Source organism: Qipengyuania psychrotolerans (assembly GCF_019711355.1).
In the GTDB taxonomy this organism is placed as follows: Bacteria; Pseudomonadota; Alphaproteobacteria; order Sphingomonadales; family Sphingomonadaceae; genus Qipengyuania; species Qipengyuania psychrotolerans.
The window spans coordinates 1,641,579-1,661,616 of record NZ_CP081297.1; the positions used below are offsets into that span (position 1 = coordinate 1,641,579).

The following is a 20,038-nucleotide window of genomic DNA, read 5'->3' on the forward strand; positions in this document are numbered from 1 at the left end:
GTAAGATGACCAGACCAATCCGCGCCGCAGCGCTTGCGGCCGCCAGTTCATTTGCACTGACTGGCTGCCTGTTGTCACCCGGAGCTTTCACCAGCGAACTGCACCTGATGCAAGATGGCTCGTTTGCGTATTCCTATGACGGTGAAATCCAGATGCTAGCGCTGAGCAAGCTGGCCGAGATGGGGGCAAAGGCCGAAGGCGAGTTCGAGGCCGAGTGCTACGATGAGGAGTTCGAGGAGCGAGAATGCACCCTTGAAGAGGTCAACGAACAGAAAGCCGAATGGCAGGCCAGTGCGAGTGAACGCCGCGCAAAGGCAGAGCGCGAAGCGGAGCAGGCCAAGCAAATGCTCGGCGGTTTCGATCCCAGCGATCCGGAAGCCGCAGCAAAACTAGCACAGCAGCTGGAACGCCAGCGAGGCTGGGAAAAGGTCGAATACCGGGAAGATGGAATTTTCGACGTCGATTTCCGCGTATCGGGCCGCATGACCCACGACTTTGCATTTCCGATTGTCGAGAAGATGCCGATGGCCAACATGTTTGTCACCGTCATCTTGCGTGACGGCGGACAGGTGCGGGTAGATGCGCCCGGTTTCGCAGCCCAGGGCGGCGGCAACCCGATGCAAGGCATGATGAGCGGAATGATGGGCCTGGCCCAGATGGGCGACGACGAAGATGCCGATAAATTGCCGAATGTCCTGCTGCCGGAAGGGACCTTCACCATCGTCACTGATGGCCGTATTCTCGCGAACAATACTGACGAAGGCCCGGCACCGACTGCTCGCGGGCAATCGCTCGTCTGGCAGATAGATCAGCGGACCGAACAGGCCCCGACAGCCCTGATCGCATTCGACTAGGCCTGCTGCCGGTTTTTGCGGGCAAAGAAAAACGCCGCAGCCACACATCAGTGGGCTGCGGCGCTTCTTTAACTCTTCGCTGCACCACTCGACGGCGATCCAGCAGCGAGGTGCAATCTTAGTTGACTGCGTCCTTGAGACCCTTGCCAGCCTTGAACTTGGGCTGGTTGGATGCCTTGATCGTCATCGGTTCGCCGGTACGGGGGTTGCGACCGGTCGATGCCTTGCGGCGTGCAACCGAGAATGTGCCGAAACCAACGAGACGGACTTCGTCACCGTTCGAGAGCGACTTAGTGATCGCATCGAATACGCCTTCGACGGCACTCGCAGAATCGCTCTTCGAAAGGCCGCTAGAATCTGCAACCGCGCTGATCAGGTCGTTCTTATTCATTGTGGTGAAAACCCCCTCTGTGGTGTTTTGAATTGGAAACGATGAATCATGTCATCGAAGGCGTGCGAATTGAGAGACTTTTACACCTGCTGTCAAAGGCAAAATCCGCCAAAAAGCACGGATTCCGGCGCGTAATTTCGATTTCTGCGGTGAATCGTTGTTAAGCGGTGTCCCGCAATGGGAAAGGCGCCCAAACACCAGTTCGGACGCCTTCCCGAGTCGCTGCAGTGCAGCGTGTCTTTTGTTAATGCGCGGTGGGCGCTGGCGGCCCTCCGGCAGCCGTATGACCCGGCTGGCTGGCAAGGTCATCTGCCTCGGTCCATTCAATTGGAACCGGCAGCGTGGTCAGTGCATGCTTGAGCACCTCATCGACATGGCTGACTGGCACGATTTCCAGACCCGCTTTCACGTTTTCGGGTATCTCCTCGAGGTCCTTCACGTTTTCTTCCGGAATGAGGACCTTCTTGATCCCGCCGCGTAGCGCAGCGAGCAGCTTTTCCTTCAATCCGCCGATGGCCAGCACGCGGCCGCGCAGGGTCACTTCGCCCGTCATCGCAACATCGGCGCGTACCGGGATACCCGTCAGCGTGGAGACGATTGACGTCACCATGCCTCCGCCCGCGCTCGGCCCATCCTTGGGCACGGCGCCTTCGGGCAGATGGATATGCACGTTCTTGCGCTGGAAGATGCTCGGCTTGATACCGTATGCCGGGGCGCGAGCTTTCACGAAGCTGAAAGCCGCCGCAACGCTCTCGTTCATGACCTCGCCCAGCTTACCGGTTGTCTTGATTTCGCCCTTGCCCGGCGTGGTCACACTTTCGATGGTCAGCAATTCGCCGCCAACTTCAGTCCAGGCAAGCCCGGTGACTGCGCCGACCTGCGGCTCGTCTTCGCTCATGCCGTGCTTGAACTTGCGCACACCTGCAAATTCCGAAAGGTTCTCCGGAGTGATGGTGACGCTGGTTGCCTTGCCTTCGAGGATGCGGCGGAGGCTCTTGCGGCACAGACGCGCCAATTCGCGTTCAAGTGTCCGAACACCCGCTTCGCGCGTGTAATAGCGAATGAGATCGCGCAGCGCGTCTTCGGTCAGTTCGAATTCTTCCGGCTTCAGGCCGTGATCCTTGACCTGCTTGGCCAGCAAGTGACGAGTAGCGATCTCGACCTTCTCATCCTCGGTGTACCCTTCGAGCCGGATGATCTCCATACGGTCGAGCAGCGGCTGCGGAAGGTTAAGGCTGTTCGCAGTGGTCACGAACATGATGTCCGAGAGATCGAGATCGAGCTCCAGATAATGGTCCTGGAACTTGTTGTTCTGTTCTGGATCCAGCACTTCGAGCAGGGCCGATGCGGGATCGCCGCGGAAGTCCTGGCCCAGCTTGTCGATCTCATCGAGCAGGAACAGCGGATTGCTCTTCCCGGCCTTTTTGAGATTGGTCACGATCTTGCCCGGAAGCGATCCGATGTAAGTGCGGCGGTGACCGCGAATTTCGGCTTCATCGCGCACGCCGCCAAGTGACTGGCGCACAAATTCGCGGCCGGTTGCCTTCGCAATGCTCTTGCCGAGGCTAGTCTTACCCACGCCCGGAGGACCGACGAGGCACAGGATCGGCCCCTTCAGCTTGTTCGTACGCGCCTGCACCGCGAGATATTCGATGATACGGTCCTTGACCTTCTCAAGCGCATAGTGATCGGCGTCGAGGATTTCCTGCGCCTTGGCGATGTCCTTCTTGACCTTGCTCTTCTTGCCCCAAGGCAAACCGAGAAGCACGTCGAGATAGTTGCGAATGACCGTCGCTTCAGCGCTCATCGGCTGCATGGCCTTGAGCTTTTTCAATTCGCTTTCGGCCTTGGCCCTGGCTTCCTTGGACAGCTTGGTCTTGCCGATTTTCTCGGTCAGTTCGGCAATCTCGTTGCCGCCGTCATCGTCATCGCCGCCCAGTTCGTTCTGGATCGCCTTGAGCTGTTCGTTGAGGTAATATTCGCGCTGGGTCTTTTCCATCTGGCGCTTCACGCGGCCACGGATCCGGCGCTCCACCTGGAGGACGGACAATTCGCCTTCCATGAAGGACATGACCATCTCGAGGCGCTTGAGCGGATCGGATTCGATCAGCAGCGATTGCTTGTCCGACACCTTAGCGTTGACTGCTGCGGCAATCGTGTCGGCAAGCTCTCCGGCGTCGTCGATTTCGCGCAGCTGTTCGGCCGCATCTTCGCCCACCTTCTTGTTGAGCTTGGCATATTCGCCGAACTGATCGACGACCTGCCTCATCATTGCGGTAACTTCGCTGCCGGACGAGGTCGGTTCTTCGATAATCGATACTTCGGCAACAACATGTTCGCCTTCCGCGCGCAGCGATTCCAGCTTGGCGCGCTCCTGCCCTTCGACAAGCACGCGCACCGTGCCATCGGGCAGCTTCAGAAGCTGCAGCACCTGCGCCACTACGCCGAGGTCATAGAGATCGCTGCCGTCGGGGTCGTCGCAGCCCGGATCGAGCTGTGAAAGGAGGAAGATATCCTTGGAACCTTCCATCGCAACTTCGAGCGCCGCCACCGACTTGTCGCGGCCCACGAAGAGCGGGACGACCATGCCGGGAAAAACGACTATGTCGCGCAGGGGAAGAAGGGGGAAACTCTGTGTCATATTCATGCGTCCGTTTGCGGCCAATTTGCCGTGCTTGTCCCTGAATATGGGTGCGCGCCCTGCGCTTCGCAACGCAGAGGGCGCAACATGTTGGGGATTTGCGGCAAATGGCCTGTGAGGACTGCCTCTGCGGGATTTACATGCCAGGCAATTTGAAGCCCGGCGGCAGTCCCATACCGCCCTGAATCGCTTCCATTTCCTCGGCTGATTTCCGGTCCGCCTTGTCCCGCGCGTCGTTGAACGCGGCAGTTACGAGGTCTTCGACAATCTGCTTTTCTTCCGGCTTCATCAGGCTGTCGTCAATTTGCACGCCGACGATCCGGCCGCGCGCAGTGGCACGAACCTTGACGAGGCCGCCGCCTGCGCTGCCTTCTACTTCAATTGTATCGAGCTTGGCCTGCGCCTCGCCCATCTGTGTCTGGATCGTTTCGGCGGCCTTCTGGGCTGCGGCGATCATTTCTTCCATCGACTTCATGCTTTTTGACTCCAGGGTATTTCGCGCCTCTGCGGGGGAAGCGGGGCGCCATCTTCAATGAGTTCGGCATCGGGAAATGCCGCGAATGTTGCTTTCACCAGCGGATGTTCGCGCAGCTTGGCCTTGGCCGCCTCGCGATCTGCCTTGTCGCGCTCCACCAGCGAAGGCTGGGCCTCTGACGGGTTCCCTGCTTCGAGCAACCAGCGTTCGCCGCTTATGGCATAGAGCGCATCCTTTAGGACCGGCTCGATCGCATCCGAAAATTTTCCGTCGCGGTCGTATACCAGCTTACCCGGTTCTACCGAGATCGGACGAATCTGCAGCCGCATGATGCTGGCGGCTTGCAGATGTCCAGCGTGATCGACCTGGTCGACGAGGCTTTCCCAGTCGAGCGCCGCGCTTGGTGCAGGCGCGCCTGTTTGAGTGTCGCCTGTCGGAGCAGCAGGTCCTGGTCCGCGTTCGGCCAGTTCCTCCAGCTTCTTCGCCAGTTTGCCGGGATCCGGCAGGTTCGAGGCATGCAGCACGCGTAGCAAAGCCATGCGGGCCGACACCAAGGGGTCCGGCGCTTGCCTTACCTCGTCGTGGCCCTTGAGCAGCAGCTGCCACAAGCGGTGCACTTGTCCAACTTCGAGCCGCCCTGCCCAGTCGCTCAGTTGTTCACGCTCTTCCACGGTTGGCGCATCGGCCGCGCCGCCAGCGACCTGTGCCAGCGCAATCCTGTGCGTCAAATCCATGAGCGCCCGGATCAGGGCGAGCGGTTCGACGCCGAGCGCATATTGATCGTCAACCGCCTTCAAGGCAGCTTGCGCATCGCCGTCGAGCAGATGCTCAAACAGCCTGCGCCGCGCCCCGCGATCTGCCAAGCCGAGCATGTCCCGAACACGGTCGGCAGAAACCTTTCCGCCGGTGTCCATGTCCGCGTGTGCAATCGCCTGATCGAGGATGGAGAGCCCGTCACGCACAGATCCTTCTGCGGCGTTGGCGATAATGTGGAGTGCCTCATCATCTGCCTCGACCCCTTCCTTGCGGCATATCTCGGCGAAATGCGCTTCAAGAAGCTCTACCGGGATGCGGCGAAGATCGAACCGCTGCGTCCGGCTGAGCACCGTGACCGGCAGCTTCTCGACTTCGGTCGTGGCGAACAGGAATTTCACATGCGCCGGCGGTTCTTCCAGCGTCTTGAGCAAGGCGTTGAACGCATTGCGGCTGAGCATGTGGACTTCGTCGATGATGTAGATCTTGTACCGCGCCGACACGGCGGCATAGCGCACCGCTTCGATAATCTCGCGGACGTCGTCGACGCCGGTATGGCTGGCTGCGTCCATCTCGATTACGTCGATGTGGCGCCCCTCTGCGATCGCGGTGCACGGTTCGCACTGGCCGCATGGACTGATGGTCGGGCCGCCCTGCCCGTCCGGTCCGATGCAATTCAAGGCTTTGGCAATGAGACGCGCGGTCGAGGTCTTACCCACCCCCCGGACGCCGGTCATCAGGAAGGCATGAGCCAGCCGGTCACGCGCAATCGCATTGGCCAGCGTCCGCACCATTGCATCCTGACCGATCAATTCGGAGAATGTTTGTGGGCGGTATTTGCGCGCAAGAACCCTGTAAGGTTGAGCCGGTGCCGGTTGCGCATCTTTCGATGTTTCTACCGCGCTTTGAGGTGCAGCAACGGCTTTTGGTTCCCGCTCTGCTTCCGGCGGCGCAGGTTCATCCGGCGCCCCGAACAATGGGCTCTGGCCTGCTGCCTCTAGCTCCGCTGCGCTCGGCGTGTCTGCCTCTTCGGCCTCGGCTTCCCATGGAAGGCCGCCATCATTTTCCGGTGAATCGCCCATGCATTGATAGGTAGGCGCAGAAGCGCCGAATGTCATGCCGAAGTATGTGGGAAAATAAAGGAGCCGAGCGACCCGCCGCAATTCACCTGGGCTGCTTCCTTCCGGACCTGACCCGGTGAGCGAACGCAAACGTCCACCCGACTCCCGGCGCGCCATATGGAGATGCTTGCCCTGCTTGGCAAGGCCCGGCTTTCCCGATACGCCTGATGCCATTCTCGGGGGAGAAAACATGAAAAAATCGATTTGCTTCGCGATTGGGCTGATACTCGCTTCCGCCCTGCCGGCTGCCGCCGCCGAAGAACGCCCTTACTTTGGCAATGACGATTCGGAATTTGCGAGGGATGGGGAATGCGATGACGTGCGCTTCGTGGGAGAAGGCATGGCGGATGCGCTTATGACCGATTCAATCGGGCGGGATGCAGCAGACTGCCGTGCCGCGTTCGATGCCGGGAAAGTCACGGCCAACCCCATGTTCGATGAACCAGCCGCAGGGGTAAACTACGCTTACGGAGACGATGCGTCGCAATTCGCCGGTGACGGAAGGTGCGATGATATCCGTTTCACAGGTTTGTATGCCAGCGAGACTATCTTCCTTGCAGAAGATATCGGCCATGATGCCAGCGATTGCCGCGCCGCAGTGGCAGCAGGCAATGCCCATTGGCAGGCCAATGAGCATGAATTTGTTTTTGGAGAGGATGCAGCCAGCTAAAGCTGGCAAGCGCTACCTGAAATTGTCGGCATAGGCCTGCAAGTGCAGGCTCTTGGGCGGCGTTGCGTGAACGCGTGCGGTGATGCCGTATTTGTCGGCATAGGCCTTGGCTGCATCCTTGCTCGGAAACTTGAGCTGGACCTGCGCCTGCGTATCGCCGCTGCCCGTCCAGCCCATGAGCGGGTCTGCCCTGCGCGCTTCGGACTGCTCGAATTCGAGCACCCATTCGTCAACGCGGGCCTTGCCCGACTGCATCGCGCTTTTCGCTTGCTGGTAAATACGTGCTGCCATGGTGATGCCCTGTAATTCAGCCTCCGCCTTTTGAAAAGGCGTTCTTGGTCTTCAAACTGGGCTTTTCCTTCCACGGCTCGTCAGGCCAGCGATGCTTGGGGTAGCGGCCCTTCATGTCCTTGCGCACATCGGACCAGCTTCCCCGCCAGAAACCGGGCAAATCACGGGTCGACTGGATTGGGCGGCCCGCCGGACTAGTGAGCTTGAGCAGCAACGGCGTTTTGCCGACCATGGGATGCCGCTCGAGCCCGAACAGGGCCTGCACGCGCACTTCCACACTCGGCGCATCGTCGCCGGTGTAATCTATCGGGTGGGTAGTTCCGGCCGGTGAAGTAAACTCGCGCGGAGCCTCCTTGTCGAGCAACTGACGCGTGTCCCAGTCGAGCAAGCCAAGCAGCGCCTCCACCAGCTTCCCCTTTGGCACAGCCAGATCGCGCCTGTTGGCCAAGAGCGGAGCGAGCCACACATCGGCAGACGCTGCCAGTGCATCATCCTCGAAAGCGTCGATACCGGCGTAGCGGGCACGCGCGCCCAATTCGCCAGGCACAAGCTTTGCCGGGCTTTCCAAGGCTTTTTCCACAAGGCTGTCCACAATCGCCTGTTCGTCAGGTGCGGGATCTGGCCCGCTCGCCAATGTAATCGCGCCGAGCCTGCGCTCCAGCCGCGCTTCGATCCGGTCCGCCTTCCAGCGAAGGATGGATTTGCGTTCAATCCGCTCACCCAGCCATTGCTCCAGATCGGTCTCCTCCAGCGCTATCGCGGACGTGATGCGGGCGCTCTTGGCCTGCCCCTGGGCATCACCGATGACGAGATATTGCGCACGGGCCAAGGGGGAGACCGGGTCCAGCATGAAGCCCCGGCCACCAGCCGAAATCCAGCTTTCGCCGCTTGCATCGCGGCGTTTTGCGATGAATTCCGGGCGTCCCGCTGCCAGCATTATGGCTGGTGGAGGATTTTCTCCTCTCCCGCCCGCTTCGACCAGTGACGCGGCCCGATCTGCCCATCGCCCCGCCAGTTTTCGGCTCGCTTCCGCCCGCTGCCCGCGATCACTGTTCCAGCGCTGCAAGCGTGCCTCAAGGTCTTCGCTCCGCCCGCCAAGCCCGCGTTCCTGAAGCAGCAATGCAATCTTCGCCGCTATGCTGTGTACACCGTGTTCTGCGCCAAACAGCAACATGGCCGCTGACGCTGGGTCGAGCGGGAGACGGGCAAGCAGTTCGCCCCGGCTTGTGATGCACCCCTTAGCATCAAGGGCGTGCAAAGCCTGCAAAGTGGTGCGCGCGGCCGCAACAGAAGCGGGCGGCGGCGGGTCGAGCCATTGGAGGTCGGCGGGTTCGGACGAACCCCATTTCGCCAGCGTGAGGACCAAAGGCGCAAGGTCAGCCGTTTCCATCTCCGGCGGATCGAATGCGGGGCGGCCTGCATGGCCGCCCTCTTCCCACAAGCGATAGGCGGTGCCGGGTCCTTGGCGTGCAGCTCTCCCGGCACGCTGCGCTGCGGCGGCCTGGCTGGCGCGATGGGTGACAAGATGCGTAGTGCCCGCTGCCCGGTCGAACTCGGCGCGCCGGGCAAAGCCTGCATCGACCACGACGGAAACCCCGTCCAATGTAAGTGAGGTTTCCGCAATCGCAGTCGCCAGCACGATGCGCCTGCGCCCTTGGGGATCACGCCGGATTGCTGCGCGCTGCTCGGCTGGCTGCACTTGGCCATGCAGCGGCAGGATTAGCGCATTCGGGAGCCGCCCCTCAAGAAGTTCGCGCGTCCGCTCAATCTCCCCTACTCCCGGCAGGAATGCGAGAATATCACCCTCTTCGTTGCGCCATGCCTGAGAAATGGCAGACGCCATGGCGTCTTCCACCCGCTCTTGCGGCGAGGAACCAAGCCACACGGTGCTGAGCGGATGCGCTCTGCCCTCGCTTTCGATCACCGGGGCATCCTCGCCGATCAGGGAGGCAAAACGCGCCCCGTCAATGGTCGCAGACATGACCACTACACGCAGGTCTTCGCGCAGCACGGATTGGCTTTCCAGCGCCAGCGCCAGTCCCAAATCGCTGTCGAGATGGCGCTCATGCGCTTCATCGAACAGCACGGCGGAAACCCCGGCAAGTTCCGGATCATCCAGGATCATATTGACGAAAATCGCTTCGGTTACGACGAGCACCCGGGTTTTTGACGAGCGTTTGCTGTCGAGCCGGGTCAGGTAGCCGATCGTCTCCCCCGGCTTTTCGCCTCGCATTTGTGCCATCCGCTCGGCTGCGGCACGCGCCGCCACCCGCCGAGGGGAGGTCAGAATGATTGTGCCGCTACACCATGGCTCTTCCAGCAATGCCGGGGCAACGGCAGTGGTTTTGCCCGCCCCCGGGGGAGCGAGCAGCACCGCGCCTTGCTGGCCGCGGAGTCTGGCGGCAAGTTCTGGCAATACTTCATGGATGGGCAGGCGTTCATTCACGTGCCACCTTTTGCACAAGCGCGCGCGATGTGCAGCCCCCTGTGCCTGCAATCCACCTAACCGTCTGAAATGAGGCTTCTCTTATTGGTTATTGGTGGATGGACCTGTGGATCGCTAAGTTTGCGCCACTTGCGCCGTTTCAACACGCGCTGGGGAGGGTTCGCGATGGTCTGACCTGATAAAGGTCTGATCCCGATCACGCAAACGGGAGTACAATATGAGAAAGATGATGACCGCATTTGCAGCGGTGACCCTTACCGTAGGCTTGGGTGCCTGCAGCGAAACGCCGGAAACAGAAGCAGCAGCCGAAACAGGATCGATCGCTGGTGAATGGAAAGCCAACGTCGATTCCGCCAATTTCGAAAACGACAATCGGAACTGGGTGCTGGCCGATGGCGAGTACCAGTGTAACAGCTGCACGCCTCCATATGGTTTCACCGCGAACGGCGAATGGCAGACTGTCGAACGTCCGGGTGTGGACAGCCAGAAACTGGAAATCATCGACGACAACACCGTGAAGTTTGCAAGCCGTCTGGGCGATAAAGAACTTGGCAGCTCCACCCTCACCATCAGCGAGGACGGGCAGTCGGCAACAATCGATTACACCGATCTCAGCGGCGATACGCCAGTCAACGGCCAAACCATGTTTACGCGCACTGCAGCGGGCCCCGAAGGCTCGCACGCAATGTCCGGCGAATGGACCGTTTCGGACATCGGCAACATCGATGATGCAGGGCTGATGTTCTCGTTTGCGCTTGATGGCGACACCATCACCAGTTCCGGAAATGGCAGCGGCTATACGGCCGCCCTTGGCGGCGAACCTGTCGCGGTCGAAGGCAGCAATTCCAACACCATGGTTGCAGTCGAAAAAACCGGCGCGAACAGTTACCGCGAAACCTACTCCCGCGATGGCGAAACGCTGAGCACGACCGAAATGGTTGTGGAAGGTGACACGATCTCGGCGACGTCGACCGACGCACGCGATGGAAGCAAGGTCACCTGGACCGCTTCACGTCAGTAAATCTGAATTTCTCCGGCCTCGCCCAGCGGGGTCGGAGACTTACCTTAGTGCCCGCGTGACACTGCGAACAAGGCCGCCTGCGCCATCGCCTGACGGGCTTTCCCATCCGGAAAAATCGACAATGCATCAATCGCGCGCTGCGCGAAGTGGCGGGCTCTCGCCCGGGTATCGGCGACAGCATTGTGTTTACCGATGAGGCGGATTGCTTCTGCGAGGTCTTCATCCCCGCAGCGAAAACCTGCAATTGCAGCTTTCCAGAACGCCCGCTCTTCTTCGTCGCCGCGTGCGAAGGCGAGGATGACGGGCAGCGTCATCTTGCCTTCACGAAAATCGTCGCCCTGGTCCTTGCCCATCTTTGCTGCATCGGAATCGTAATCCAGCGCATCGTCCACCAGCTGAAATGCAACCCCGAGGTTGCGACCGTATTCATCGAGCGCCTGTTCTTCCTTTTCGCCGCATTCCGCCACGACCGCAGCGATCCGGCTCGCGGCCGCGAACAGGGCAGCGGTCTTGGCGCGGATGATGTGCAGATAGCGTTCTTCGCTCGTGTCGATCTTGCGCTGCGCTGTCAGCTGGTCAACTTCGCCTTCGGCAATGATTGCGCTGGCGCCGGACAGGATCTTCAAGACCTTCAGGCTGCCATCTTCGGTCATCAACTCGAACGACCGGCTGAAAAGGAAATCGCCCACGAGCACAGTCGCAGGATTGCCGAAAATGATGTTGGCCGCCGCTTTGCCCCGGCGCAGGTCACTGCCATCGACAACATCGTCATGCAGAAGCGTGGCAGTGTGAATGAACTCGACAGCTGCTGCCAGCTTGTAGTGGCGCGTTCCGCTGTATCCCACCAAGTCAGCACCGGCGAGCGTTAGCATGGGGCGCAGGCGTTTCCCGCCGCCCGAAATCAGATGGCCTGCAAGCGCCGGGATCAGCGGGACTTCGCTTTGCATCCGGTCGAGGATGACCTGGTTGACCTGATTCATGCCCGATGCGGTCAATTCCAGCATCGGATCAATCGAAGGCTCCGGGCCCTTGCGCGGCAGAGGTACGATATCGGCTGTCATTACAGCTTGGCCATGCGCTGCACTTGCTTTCTTGGCAAGGCCGGAATTGGTGATACCTTGGCAAGTGATGACGCAACCAGCGCAACCTTCCCCCGACCACGCCACCGCCGAAGACTCGGTCCTGGCCGGCTTTCGCAAAAGCATTGATAATATCGATGCCGCAATCGTGCACATGTTGGCCGAGAGATTTCGGATCACTCAGGCCGTTGGCGAATACAAGGCCAAGGTTACCTTGCCGCCCGCCGACCCGGCGCGTGAACAGGCGCAGATAGCCCGACTGAGAAGGCTTGCTGAAGAGAGCGAGCTGGACCCGGAGTTCAGCGAAAAATTCCTGCGCTTCATCATCGACGAAGTAATCCGCCACCACGAGCAGGCGCGCGATGGCTAACCCGCTCGCGGCAGGCTGAGTTTTACCAGCAGTCCGCCAAGGTCTTCGCTTTCATCGAGTTCGACCGTGCCGCCGTAAATTTCCGCGACATCGCGCACGATTGCCAGGCCCAGACCGGTCCCCGGCTTGCCCGTGTCCAGCCGTGCACCGCGGTCAAATATGCGCGAACGCTCGCTTTCGGGGATGCCCATCCCGTCATCTTCGACCCAGATGGTACAAAGGTCCTCTTCCGGCGCAGCGTCGATGGTCACAAAGACACTGCCCCCGCCATACTTGGCTGCGTTCTCGATAAGATTGCCGAGAATTTCGTCGAGATCCTGTCGCTCTACCGAGACCACCGCGGATTTGTTTCCGTCGAGGTCGAAGCGCGTGTCTTCGTAAATGCGGGTCACTGCGCGAAGGACGCTTTCCGCGCTGGGCCAGACATCGGCCCGCGAATGCCCGGACGCCCTCCTGCCGACAGCGCGGGCACGAGCGAGGTGGTGCTCGACATGGCGCTGCATTGTCTTGGTTTCGCGGCAGACGAGTTCGGAAAGCTGGGGATCATGAGCGGTTGCCGCGTTGGTAAGGACCGTCAGCGGGGTCTTCAAGGCATGGGCCAGGTTGCCTGCGTGCATCCGCGCTTCTTCAGCCTGCTTTTCGCTGTGAGCCAGCAGGCCGTTGATTTCCTCTACCAGTGGTTCGACTTCCAGAGGCAGCGGTTCGTCAATGCTATTGGCCCCTTGGGAGCGCATCGACTGGATGGCAGCCCGGACCCGGCGTAGCGGTGACAGGCCGTACCAGCTTTGCAGGACCGCCATGACGAGCAAACCAAGGCCTAGCGCGGCGAAGCTCCACACGAGGATCGCGCGAATACGCGATATCTGGAAATCCAGTTCCTCGCGGGCAGAGGCAACCGCAAAGGTCCATCGTGCATCGCTATCCGGCAAGATAACACTGCGTTCGACCATTCTGAGCGGCTCGCCGTCGAACTGCTCGCTGTCATAGAAATGCGGCTCGTTGTCGAAATGGTCCTGCTGGAGTTTGAGCGGTGTATCCCACAGCGAATTCGACAATTCGGGCTCCAGCGAATCTGAGGCGTAACCTTCCTGTCCCTCGGCACTGATTTGATAATAGAGGCCGCTGTTCGGCTCGAGGAAGCGGGGTTCACCGATTGGCCGGTTGAAATAAACCTCACCGTCCGGCCCGATTTCGGCAACCACCAGCATTGCGTTGAGCAGGTACTCTAGCTGGTCGTCGAAGTTCTTCTCGACCATCCGCGTCAGTGTCCGATCGAGCGCGAAGCCGCCACCGACCAGCAACACCGATATCCACACCGCAGCGATCGCCATCATGCGATTGGCAAGGCTGCGGCGCGGCGTGCCGTGTTTGATCTTGTCAGGCACCGCTACAGGCGCGCGCGCATCGGCGGGCGGATCATCCACCGCCGCGCGCGCATCGTCTGCCTGAGTTTCCTCAGGCTCGCGGTGCGTCGGCGGGATCGTCGAGGCTGTACCCAAGTCCACGGATCGTAGTGATTACCTCTGCGCCCAGCTTCTTGCGGATACGCGTAACGAAGACCTCGATCGTATTGGAATCGCGGTCGAAATCCTGATCGTAAATGTGTTCGATCAGTTCGGTGCGGCTGACCACCTTGCCCTTGTGGTGCATGAGATAGCTCAGCAGCTTATATTCCTGCGCGGTCAGTTTGACCGGTTCGCCTTCCCGCGTGACGCGGCCCGAACGAGTGTCCAGGCGGACATGGCCCGCAGTCAGTTCGCTGGAGGTATTACCCGAAGCGCGGCGGATGAGCGCGCGCAGACGGGCGATCAGTTCTTCTGTCTGGAAAGGCTTGGCGAGATAATCGTCGGCACCAGCATCGAGGCCGGCGACCTTGTCGCTCCAGCTGTCGCGGGCAGTCAGTACCAGTACGGGGAACTTGCGACCTTCCTTGCGCCACATTCCCAGCACCGTGAGACCGTCGATTTCGGGCAGCCCCAGGTCGAGAATGACGGCGTCGTAACTCTCTGTCGAGCCCAAGTAATGGCCGTCTTCGCCATCGGTCGAGAGATCGACGGCATAGCCGTTCTGTTCAAGAGTGGATTTAAGTTGCTGGCCGAGCGTAGGCTCGTCCTCGACAATCAGGATCCGCATGCCATTTCCGTCCTTATATCTTTGTGACGCGTGTCGTTCATGTAGATGAACGCGTCAAGGTGAACGGAGTTTCTGCGCCCGATCAATTACTGCGGCGGATGACCCTGCCGTTGCGCGCATCGACGTCGACATACATCACCCGGCCATCACGGATAAATTTGAGGCGATAGGCGCGCGCTGCGGGATCATAGGCCGGACCGAGATATTCAGCACCGCGCATCGACGGCAAGATACGGGCCTCAATATCTCGGAGACTCATTGCATTGCCCGCACTCATTTCCTTGCGTGCCTCGCCTTGTTCGGAGCGCCGCTGCGCTTCAGCTGGGGTAGCGAGAAGCGGACCGGCGATGAGGCCGATTGCGAGAAAGGATGAGATAAGGAGTTTCATGATGCCTGTGTGACTACCTCCAAGCCATTGAACAAGGTGTGAATATGGCCGTTCTCAATGGTTCAGCGGGTCATCTCGTATTTTACCGTAATATTCACCGAGGTAGCGACGAGGCCGGGCTGCACCGGCGCAGAAGTATCTGCTGCCGTCTGCACAGATTCCTGACGCATCATCGGCTGCGGTGGCGCGAAACCGCTGATCGTCTCATTCACCTCCAGCAGGCGAATGTCCGCATATCCTGCCATGCGCGCATATTCGAGCGCCTGGGCGCGGCCCCTGGTCATTGCCGATCCACGTGCTTGCGCCTTGGCAGACGTATCGTCGTCGAGGCTGAAACTGGGCCCGCTAAGGTCGGTGGCTCCTGCCGCGACCAGCGCATCAAGAACTTTGCCCGTCTCGTCGATGTCGCGCAGCGTCACGCTGACCCTGTTGCTGGCCTGATAGCCGCGAAAGATCTGCCGCTGCTGTCTTTGATCATAGTCGTAGCGGGCATTGAGATTGATGCCGGTGGTCTGGATATCACGTTCGGCGACACCCAGGGCCTTGAGCCGGTCGATAACCTTGCGCATTTCGACCGAATTGAGACGCAAGGCCTCGACGGCAGTTGACGCGTCGGTTGTGACACCGGCGCTTACGTTCACCAGATCCGGCTCTGCCTCGACCTGCTCAATCACTGACAGTTCGACGACCGGTCCTGTTACTGCGATCTGGATTTCGGCTGCCTGTGCAGTGGTGGCAAGGCCGAGAGCGGCGAAAGCGGGTATGGAATAGCGGATCATGGCGTAACTCCTTTTCATCAGGCGCAATTTCCGCCTTCCTGCTTTACCATTGGCTGAACGCTCTGGTTCCGGCCACTTCCCATTGTGCCCATTTAGCATTAGCCAGCCGCAACGAAGGAAAAGGGATCGGGATGGGCATTCGTAGTATTTTCGCCGGCATGGCAGCGGCATTTCTTGCCACGGCCGCCAGCGCGCAGATGGAACCTGTGCCGGACCGGCAGGCTGGCGAGGCGGAAGGCCCCTTCCCGGTACTGATCGTTTCGGGAGCAAACATGATCGAAGGATCGGGCGCTCCGCCGATGGGCCCGGTCGATATCGTGATCGAAGGTAACCGGATCTCTGCCATCCACAGCGGCGGCGCGCCCGACGATGTCAAAGCAAGCGCCAATCGCGTCATTGATGCGAGCGGCATGACCGTCATGCCTGGCTTCGTCGACACGCATGGTCACAACGGCGATCCGGGCAAGGCTGCCCAGCCATCTTATGGCTACCGGTTGTGGTTGGCACACGGCGTGACAAGCGTCCGCGGTGTCTCGTTCTATTTCGGACCGGGACAGCCTGATCTCGAAGATCGGCGGCGGAGCGAGAACAATACCATCGTGGCACCGCGCCTGTTTCCTTACGCCGTCTTCGGCGACAAATGGGACCGCCCGGCCCCCACGACACCGGCAGAAGCACGCGAATGGGTCCGCTGGGCCAAGGCACAGGGGTTCTGGGGCGTAAAATTCTTCAACGCTCAAATGCCTGACGTCCTTGGTGCAGCGCTGGATGAAGCAGAAAAGCAGGGGCTCGGCACTGTCGCACACCTCGCCCAGCCAGGCGTCCAGCGCGTCAACGCTCGCAAGTCGGTCGAGCTTGGCCTTGACGGTATCACCCATTTCTACGGGCATTTCGAAAGCCTGCTCGATAAAAATTCGCTCGTCCGCTATCCTGAAGGTTACAACTACTTCGACGAACAGTCTCGCTTCGGCTGGGTTGCCCGGCTCGCAGATCAGGTAGTCGAACCCCATAGCGAAGAGTGGGACGAGTATATCGATTACCTTGTCGAGAGCGGCGTCACGCTCAGCCCGACGTTCAACATCTATGCTGCCAGCCGCGATGTGATGGCAGCCAAGAACCGCGATTGGCACGAGCGTTACAGCCTGCCTTCGCTGCTTGATTTTTACGAACCCAGCGCAACCAATCACGGCAGCTATTACAAGGACTGGACCACCGAAGACGAGGTCGCCTGGCGCAAATTCTATCGCTACTGGTTCGATCTGACCGCCGAATTCCACCGCCGCGGTGGACGCGTGACAGCCGGATCTGACCCGGGCTACATCTATCAAACGTGGGGTTTCGCTTACATCGGCGAACTTGAAATGCTGCGCGAAGCAGGCCTCTCGCCACTCGAGGTGATCCGGGCAGCGACCGTTTCCGGCGCTCAGGAAATTTACGATCCGCGCGGAGAAGAAGCTCCGATGGGGACGATCCAGGTCGGCAAGCTGGCCGATCTCGTCATCGTGCCCGGCAATCCGCTTGATAACCTCAAGCTGCTCTACGGCACCGGACATACCAAGTTGAACTATGAAACCGGCGCAATCGAACAGGTCGGTGGTGTGCGGTGGACGATCAAGGGCGGCATTGTGTACGACGCGCCGAAACTGCTCGATAGCGTGGCCACTATGGTCGCAGCGCAGGAAAACGAGCGCGCTTTGTCGCAGTAGGCGCTTGCAGCATGAGGGCCGCGCGACTACCTCGCGGCCCCTATGGCACAGCCCCCCATCCTTAGCCTCGAAGGCATGTCGCTGCAGCAGGGCGGCAAGTGGCTGTTCGGCGGCCCCAATCACGAACCGCTTGATCTGCATATCGGACCACGCGACCGGCTGGCGCTAATTGGCCGCAACGGCGTAGGCAAGACCACGCTGTTCCGCATGATCGACGGCCAGGTCGATACCGATGGCGGCGTGCGCAAGATCAAGCCGGGAACGCGCATCGTCCTGCTCGAACAGGATCCCGACCTCTCCAGGTTCAAGACCCTGATGGAATGGGCTGTCTCAGGCGACCATGCCCCCGAAGATCACGAAGTCGAAGCGATCGCGGGGCAACTCGGCATCGACATGAGCCGCGAAACCGACGGTGCGAGCGGGGGCGAAAAGCGCCGCGCAGCGATTGCGCGTGCGCTCGCACAGGACCCCGACCTGTTGCTGATGGACGAGCCGACCAACCATCTCGACCTGGCAGCCATCGACTTCCTCGAAAGCTGGCTCGACCGTTACCGCGGCGCCTTCGTGGTAATCAGTCATGACCGTACATTCCTAAAACGTCTGACGCGTGCGACCATCTGGCTCGACCGGGGTATCCTGCGCCGCAAGGAAGTCGGCTTCGGCGGATATGAAGCCTGGGAAGAACAGGTCTACGCCGAGGAAGCGCGCGCCGCCGAAAAGCTCGATGCCAAGCTGAAGCTGGAGGCACACTGGCTGGAACGCGGTGTTACCGCGCGGCGCAAGCGCAATCAGGGGCGGTTGGAAAAGCTGTGGCAGATGCGCGCCCAGCGTGCGTCGATGATTGCAAGCGCAGGAACCGCCAAACTGCAACTTGCGACCGAAGCGGAATTCAAGTCGAAGTCCGTCATCGTCGCCGATAATATCACCAAGTCCTATGGCGACCGCACGATCATCAAGCCGTTCTCCCTGCGTATCCAGCGCGGCGATCGGATCGGCATTGTCGGATCAAACGGAGCCGGCAAGACCACCCTGCTCAAGATGCTGACTGGCGAACTTGAACCCGACAGCGGCACCGTCGAAATTGCCAAGACGCTGACCGGCGTAATGATCGACCAGCAACGCCAGCTTCTGACCGACGACAAAACGGTGCGTCAGGTCCTGGCCGAAGGGGGCGACTGGATCGACGTACGCGGCGTCCGCAAGCACGTGCAGGGGTATCTCAAGGAATTCCTGTTCGACCCGAAGATCGTCGACATGAATGTCTCCGTTCTTTCAGGGGGCGAGCGTTCACGGCTGCTCCTGGCCCGCGAATTTGCCAAGGCATCCAACTTGCTGGTGCTCGACGAGCCGACCAACGACCTGGACCTCGAGACCTTGGACCTCCTGCAAGAAGTCATCGCCGACTACGAAGGCACCGTGCTGATCGTCAGCCATGATCGAGACTTCCTCGACCGGACGGTCACGATCACTCTGGGCCTGGACGGCACGGGCGCGGTAGATGTCGTGGCGGGCGGATACGAGGATTGGGAGAAGAAACGCCGCGCACCAGTCGAGCGTAAGGCCAAGAAGGATGAAAAGCCTTCCCAGGCCGCACCCTCCACAGCGCCCGCGAAGCCCACGAAGCTTTCTTACAAAGATCAACGCGATTACGAGCTGCTGCCGGACCGCATCGAGGAGCTGGAAGCGGCCATTGCCAAGGGCGAGGCCATCCTGTCCGATCCAGATCTCTACACTTCGGACCCCAAGAAATTCGCGACCATCAACAAAGGCATCGAGAATGCCCGCGCCGAAAAGGATGCCGCTGAAGAGCGCTGGTTGATGCTGGCGGAAATGGTCGAGGCGCTTTGAGCGCCGAAGCGCTCGCCGAAGAAATAGCCGGCTGCCGGATATGTGCACGGCACCTGCCTCACAGCACCCGCCCCGTCGTCAGCTTCTCGGCCAGTGCTGACATACTGATTATCGGCCAGGCTCCGGGATCGAAAGTGCACGCCAGCGGAATCCCGTGGGACGATGCCAGCGGAGATCGCCTTCGTGAATGGACCGGCCTCACCAAGGGACAGATGTACGATCCGGGGCAAGTCGCGCTTGTCCCGATGGGTTTTTGTTATCCGGGCAAGGCCAGTGGAGGGGATAAACCGCCCCGCCCCGAATGCGCTCCGCAATGGCATGGCAGGGTGCTGGAAGTGCTTCCGGAGGATCGGCTGACCCTCTTGGTCGGAGCCTATGCCCAGACACACTATCTTCCGCAGACCCGCAAGATGTCGATGACCGAACGCGTGCGCAGCTTCGATCAATTCCTGCCGGACTTCCTGCCCTTGCCTCACCCGGCCTGGCGTTCGACGATCTGGATGCGCAAGAACCCGTGGTTTGAAAGCGATGTACTGCCAACCCTGCAAAAACTGATCGCTCAGCGTATCCGATAAAAGTCAGCCACACGGTCGAGTGCCAGCTTGAGCACCAGCTTTCCGCTGCGGGCAGGCCAGCCAAGACCTTTTTCGGCATCGGGCAGGCTCTCACACCCGCAGACGACCCGCCACAACACGTCCTGCAGCCCTGCCCCTGCCGCCTGCATCGCGCTATCGAACCGCGATTTTGCAGCGATTTGCCGCTCGGTCGGCGTCATGCCGTCACCGCCCCCGCCATCCACCCGGATCGGATCCCACCGCATCGTTACACTCGGCGCCATCTGGGCTCGCTCGTAATCTGCTCGCAGACGTTCACCCGCATCGAAAAGCCGGTCATCGAGGTGCCCCCGGGCATGGAGCCAAGTAAGCGGGCTTTCACCGATATTCACCGAAACGGTTCGCTTCTTACCTTTTGCCGAGCCATTGCGCTTAGCGCCTTCATCGGTAAGTTCGCGTTCTACCAAGTGCCTTCGCATCGCCATCTCCCTATTCGTGAAGAGGGCCCTTGCCAATTT

General features: G+C 60.3%; 19 protein-coding genes and 1 other RNA gene. 7 read left to right on the plus strand and 13 right to left on the minus strand.

Translation table 11 applies throughout. From position 1 onward, the window contains the following. Positions 1-5: 5 nt before the first annotated feature. Positions 6-854 (plus strand): hypothetical protein, encoded by an 849-nt coding sequence (locus K3166_RS08105; protein WP_221421777.1) that lies wholly within the window; start codon positions 6-8, stop codon positions 852-854. Positions 855-972: 118 nt separating this feature from the next. Here K3166_RS08105 and K3166_RS08110 read toward each other — a convergent pair whose 3' ends face one another. The 5 genes from K3166_RS08110 to ffs all read right to left on the minus strand — a co-directional run bounded on the left by K3166_RS08110 (position 973) and on the right by ffs (position 6,344). Further along, positions 973-1,245, minus strand: coding sequence for an HU family DNA-binding protein (locus K3166_RS08110; protein ID WP_221421778.1), 273 nt, complete (start codon positions 1,243-1,245; stop codon positions 973-975). Between the two features lie 244 nt (positions 1,246-1,489). Then, entirely contained in the window at positions 1,490-3,886 is a 2,397-nt protein-coding gene (gene lon / locus K3166_RS08115) for an endopeptidase La (RefSeq protein WP_221421779.1), read from the minus strand. Between the two features lie 136 nt (positions 3,887-4,022). Continuing rightward, positions 4,023-4,361 (minus strand): YbaB/EbfC family nucleoid-associated protein, encoded by a 339-nt coding sequence (locus K3166_RS08120; protein ID WP_221421780.1) that lies wholly within the window; start codon positions 4,359-4,361, stop codon positions 4,023-4,025. Then, the gene (locus tag K3166_RS08125; RefSeq protein WP_221421781.1) at positions 4,358-6,196 is read right to left on the minus strand and encodes a DNA polymerase III subunit gamma/tau; all 1,839 of its coding nucleotides are present in this window, start codon (positions 6,194-6,196) and stop codon (positions 4,358-4,360) included. The genes K3166_RS08120 and K3166_RS08125 overlap by 4 nt, the downstream gene beginning before the upstream one ends. Before the next feature lie 53 nt (positions 6,197-6,249). Continuing rightward, positions 6,250-6,344: signal recognition particle sRNA small type (gene ffs, locus K3166_RS08130), an RNA gene on the minus strand. 81 nt (positions 6,345-6,425) lie between these two features. Between ffs and K3166_RS08135 the strand changes: the two genes are divergently transcribed. Continuing rightward, positions 6,426-6,905, plus strand: a complete 480-nt coding sequence (locus tag K3166_RS08135) for a hypothetical protein (RefSeq protein WP_221421782.1) — start codon at positions 6,426-6,428, stop codon at positions 6,903-6,905. Positions 6,906-6,917: 12 nt separating this feature from the next. Here K3166_RS08135 and K3166_RS08140 read toward each other — a convergent pair whose 3' ends face one another. Both K3166_RS08140 and hrpB read right to left on the minus strand, forming a co-directional pair. Then, positions 6,918-7,196 (minus strand): ETC complex I subunit, encoded by a 279-nt coding sequence (locus K3166_RS08140; RefSeq protein ID WP_221421783.1) that lies wholly within the window; start codon positions 7,194-7,196, stop codon positions 6,918-6,920. A 16-nt stretch (positions 7,197-7,212) separates the two neighbouring features. Then, on the minus strand, positions 7,213-9,642 hold the full coding sequence (gene hrpB, locus K3166_RS08145) for an ATP-dependent helicase HrpB (protein WP_247714576.1): 2,430 nt from the start codon (positions 9,640-9,642) through the stop codon (positions 7,213-7,215). Between the two features lie 217 nt (positions 9,643-9,859). On the opposite strand from hrpB, the gene K3166_RS08150 reads away from it, so the two are divergent. Continuing rightward, positions 9,860-10,663 (plus strand): hypothetical protein, encoded by an 804-nt coding sequence (locus K3166_RS08150; RefSeq protein WP_221421785.1) that lies wholly within the window; start codon positions 9,860-9,862, stop codon positions 10,661-10,663. 44 nt (positions 10,664-10,707) lie between these two features. Here K3166_RS08150 and K3166_RS08155 read toward each other — a convergent pair whose 3' ends face one another. Next, complete coding sequence (locus K3166_RS08155) at positions 10,708-11,724, minus strand: polyprenyl synthetase family protein (protein WP_221421786.1); 1,017 nt, start codon at positions 11,722-11,724, stop codon at positions 10,708-10,710. Between the two features lie 67 nt (positions 11,725-11,791). On the opposite strand from K3166_RS08155, the gene K3166_RS08160 reads away from it, so the two are divergent. Further along, complete coding sequence (locus K3166_RS08160) at positions 11,792-12,112, plus strand: chorismate mutase (RefSeq protein ID WP_221421787.1); 321 nt, start codon at positions 11,792-11,794, stop codon at positions 12,110-12,112. On the opposite strand, the gene K3166_RS08165 is transcribed toward K3166_RS08160, so the two are convergent. The 4 genes from K3166_RS08165 to K3166_RS08180 form a co-directional block, all read right to left on the minus strand. Beyond that, positions 12,109-13,446 (minus strand): sensor histidine kinase, encoded by a 1,338-nt coding sequence (locus K3166_RS08165; RefSeq protein WP_221424021.1) that lies wholly within the window; start codon positions 13,444-13,446, stop codon positions 12,109-12,111. The two genes, K3166_RS08160 and K3166_RS08165, sit on opposite strands and share 4 nt — an antisense overlap. A 121-nt stretch (positions 13,447-13,567) precedes the next feature. Further along, the gene (locus tag K3166_RS08170) at positions 13,568-14,245 is read right to left on the minus strand and encodes a response regulator transcription factor (RefSeq protein WP_221421788.1); all 678 of its coding nucleotides are present in this window, start codon (positions 14,243-14,245) and stop codon (positions 13,568-13,570) included. An 82-nt stretch (positions 14,246-14,327) separates the two neighbouring features. Then, a complete protein-coding gene (locus K3166_RS08175) occupies positions 14,328-14,633 on the minus strand; it encodes a PepSY domain-containing protein (protein ID WP_221421789.1) in 306 nt (101 codons plus the stop codon). Between the two features lie 62 nt (positions 14,634-14,695). Further along, entirely contained in the window at positions 14,696-15,412 is a 717-nt protein-coding gene (locus K3166_RS08180; RefSeq protein WP_221421790.1) for an SIMPL domain-containing protein, read from the minus strand. Between the two features lie 131 nt (positions 15,413-15,543). Here K3166_RS08180 and K3166_RS08185 point away from each other — a divergent pair, with 131 nt between their 5' ends. The 3 genes from K3166_RS08185 to K3166_RS08195 are packed head-to-tail and all read left to right on the plus strand — an operon-like array spanning position 15,544 to position 19,541. After that, complete coding sequence (locus K3166_RS08185) at positions 15,544-17,118, plus strand: amidohydrolase family protein (protein ID WP_221421791.1); 1,575 nt, start codon at positions 15,544-15,546, stop codon at positions 17,116-17,118. Positions 17,119-17,160: 42 nt separating this feature from the next. After that, positions 17,161-18,966 carry an ABC-F family ATP-binding cassette domain-containing protein gene (locus K3166_RS08190; RefSeq protein WP_221421792.1) on the plus strand — a complete coding sequence of 602 codons (1,806 nt, stop codon included), beginning with the start codon at positions 17,161-17,163 and terminating at the stop codon, positions 18,964-18,966. After that, entirely contained in the window at positions 18,963-19,541 is a 579-nt protein-coding gene (locus K3166_RS08195; RefSeq protein WP_247714577.1) for a uracil-DNA glycosylase family protein, read from the plus strand. Before K3166_RS08190 ends, K3166_RS08195 begins: the two co-directional genes overlap by 4 nt. Here K3166_RS08195 and K3166_RS08200 read toward each other — a convergent pair. Continuing rightward, positions 19,526-19,999, minus strand: a complete 474-nt coding sequence (locus K3166_RS08200; RefSeq protein WP_221421793.1) for a DUF6456 domain-containing protein — start codon at positions 19,997-19,999, stop codon at positions 19,526-19,528. The two genes, K3166_RS08195 and K3166_RS08200, sit on opposite strands and share 16 nt — an antisense overlap. Between the last annotated feature and the right edge of the window lie 39 nt (positions 20,000-20,038).

Bases quoted from the DNA above. Each gene is read 5' to 3' on its own strand.
- K3166_RS08105 (WP_221421777.1), top strand. From the start codon at position 6: ATGACCAGACCAATCCGCGCCGCAGCGCTTGCGGCCGCCAGTTCATTT.
- K3166_RS08110 (WP_221421778.1), bottom strand. From the start codon at position 1,245: ATGAATAAGAACGACCTGATCAGCGCGGTTGCAGATTCTAGCGGCCTT.
- lon (WP_221421779.1), bottom strand. From the start codon at position 3,886: ATGACACAGAGTTTCCCCCTTCTTCCCCTGCGCGACATAGTCGTTTTT.
- K3166_RS08120 (WP_221421780.1), bottom strand. From the start codon at position 4,361: ATGAAGTCGATGGAAGAAATGATCGCCGCAGCCCAGAAGGCCGCCGAA.
- K3166_RS08125 (WP_221421781.1), bottom strand. From the start codon at position 6,196: ATGGGCGATTCACCGGAAAATGATGGCGGCCTTCCATGGGAAGCCGAG.
- K3166_RS08135 (WP_221421782.1), top strand. From the start codon at position 6,426: ATGAAAAAATCGATTTGCTTCGCGATTGGGCTGATACTCGCTTCCGCC.
- K3166_RS08140 (WP_221421783.1), bottom strand. From the start codon at position 7,196: ATGGCAGCACGTATTTACCAGCAAGCGAAAAGCGCGATGCAGTCGGGC.
- K3166_RS08150 (WP_221421785.1), top strand. From the start codon at position 9,860: ATGAGAAAGATGATGACCGCATTTGCAGCGGTGACCCTTACCGTAGGC.
- K3166_RS08155 (WP_221421786.1), bottom strand. From the start codon at position 11,724: ATGACAGCCGATATCGTACCTCTGCCGCGCAAGGGCCCGGAGCCTTCG.
- K3166_RS08160 (WP_221421787.1), top strand. From the start codon at position 11,792: ATGACGCAACCAGCGCAACCTTCCCCCGACCACGCCACCGCCGAAGAC.
- K3166_RS08165 (WP_221424021.1), bottom strand. From the start codon at position 13,446: ATGATGGCGATCGCTGCGGTGTGGATATCGGTGTTGCTGGTCGGTGGC.
- K3166_RS08170 (WP_221421788.1), bottom strand. From the start codon at position 14,245: ATGCGGATCCTGATTGTCGAGGACGAGCCTACGCTCGGCCAGCAACTT.
- K3166_RS08175 (WP_221421789.1), bottom strand. From the start codon at position 14,633: ATGAAACTCCTTATCTCATCCTTTCTCGCAATCGGCCTCATCGCCGGT.
- K3166_RS08180 (WP_221421790.1), bottom strand. From the start codon at position 15,412: ATGATCCGCTATTCCATACCCGCTTTCGCCGCTCTCGGCCTTGCCACC.
- K3166_RS08185 (WP_221421791.1), top strand. From the start codon at position 15,544: ATGGGCATTCGTAGTATTTTCGCCGGCATGGCAGCGGCATTTCTTGCC.
- K3166_RS08190 (WP_221421792.1), top strand. From the start codon at position 17,161: ATGGCACAGCCCCCCATCCTTAGCCTCGAAGGCATGTCGCTGCAGCAG.
- K3166_RS08200 (WP_221421793.1), bottom strand. From the start codon at position 19,999: ATGCGAAGGCACTTGGTAGAACGCGAACTTACCGATGAAGGCGCTAAG.